Raw genomic sequence first — 1,976 nt, forward strand, 5'->3', positions numbered from 1 at the left:
ACTGTCGGATTAGAAGATTATACGGGAATGATCGGTTTGGAATATACTTACAGTAACAGGTATCCGACAGCTGCTAAACATCTGCAGGATAATATGGCAATTTTATTTACAACAAATGGTTCGAATATTGTTGAACCTCCAATTATTGAGATAAACCAGGAAATATTCCATTTTGTTGTTCAACCCGGAGAGTCCGATTCTCAAATTCTTGAAATTTCAAATCTGGGACAGGCAAATTTAATTTACAATATCAGTAAAAATTATCAGGAAAGTATTGAGATCGTAAATAGCAGAGATTATGGCGGACCTGACAATTACGGGTATCAATGGATTGACAGCAACGAACCGGATGGTCCCGAATATAATTGGATCGACATTTCAGATATGGGAACTGAAGTATATTTTAATCATAACGACGAAGGAACAGATTTGATGCCGATCGGTTTCACCTTTAATTATTATGGCATAGATTATAACCAGTTCAGGATAAATCCTAACGGCTGGATAGGTTTTGGAGATGATAATACGGAATGGATAAATTCAGCAGTTCCATCTTCAGATGCACCTCGACCGGCAATTTTACCTTTCTGGGATGACCTCAATCCTCTGGAAGGTGGAAATGTTTTATATTACAGCACTTCGGATAGTCTGATTGTCTGGTTCGATAATGTTATACATTATGTTGGTGATTATAACGGAACTTATGATTTTGAGGTTATCATTTATCCTGATGGAGAAATACTTTTCCAATACAGAACTGTAACCGGAGATATTGATACAGCAACCATCGGAATCCAGAATGAATCCGGGAATGATGGTCTGCAAATGGTATATAATGATGATTATGTTGAAAACCAGTTAGCGATCAGGATCAGAAAAGTAGTTGATTGGCTCGCAATCGATCCTGTAAATGGAATGATTCCGGCAGGAGAAACAGATAATATTACATTATCAATTGGAACTGATGAATTAGAAATCGGTGAATATCTCTGCGATTTGATGTTATATTCTAATGATCCTAATTCAAGTTTGATTGAAATTCCAGTGAACTTGATCGTGATGTCAATAAATCCTGAAATAGATGTTTCTGTTTCGGAAATAGATTATGGAACACAATATATTGGAGAGTCTTCGCTTGATTCATTAACAATTACAAATCTGGGAGAAGATCCTTTAACTGTTTTCGAAATTTATTCCGATAATGAAGATTATACGGTGGATATTACAGAATTTGAACTCGTAACAGGTCAAACGCAACAGGTTTATGTTACCTTTTCCCCAACATCAGAAGGTGAAATAACAGGAGATTTATTCATCCTCAGTAATGATCCTGATGAATCAACTTTTATCGTGAATCTAACCGGGACAGGTGAAGTATTGATCAACATTGATGAACCTGAAATCGCTTTCACAACTTCCATTAAACAGAATTATCCAAATCCATTCCATCTCAAAAATAGCAGGAACGGAATAACAACCATCAATTTCTCGATTGCCAATGAAAGTACTGTTCGGATAGATATCTATAATATTTTAGGTCAAAAGACTAAAACAATTATCGATCAAAATCTTATACCTGGAAATTATCAGGCAGTTTGGGATGGGACCGATATATATAATAAAACCGTTTCCAGCGGGATCTATTTTTACAGATTTTCAACTGATGATTATATTGAAACAAAAAAGATGTTAATTATCAGATAGACCTTAAACTTTATAATCAAAATAGGAGTTTTTTTAGATGAAGATAATTACTTTAGTTTTAATATTGATCTTGTTTTCGATAATGTTAACAGCGGAATGGATCGACATTCCGGAAAACTCGAAAAAGAACATTTTTGAACATGTTCGCAGTGAAAACGAAGCAATCGAAATAAGTTTTGCACTTAATGGTTTTGAAATGGAAGAAATTTCCGAAAGAGAAGAAATCTTTCAGAAAATTTCTTATTTTAATGAAGGTGAATTCCTGGAAATCG

At 34.6% G+C, this 1,976-nt stretch carries 2 protein-coding genes; both read left to right on the forward strand.

What is annotated here, in order from left to right; genetic code table 11:
* On the forward strand, positions 1–1,704 hold a 1,704-nt coding region (locus ENL20_06425), incomplete at its 5' end, for a choice-of-anchor D domain-containing protein (GenBank protein HHE38190.1).
* A 37-nt stretch (positions 1,705–1,741) separates the two neighbouring features.
* Positions 1,742–1,976 (forward strand): hypothetical protein (locus ENL20_06430; GenBank protein ID HHE38191.1); only part of this gene is annotated, 235 nt, incomplete at its 3' end.

It is taken from the genome of Candidatus Cloacimonadota bacterium, assembly GCA_011372345.1.
Classification (GTDB): Bacteria; Cloacimonadota; Cloacimonadia; order Cloacimonadales; family TCS61; genus DRTC01.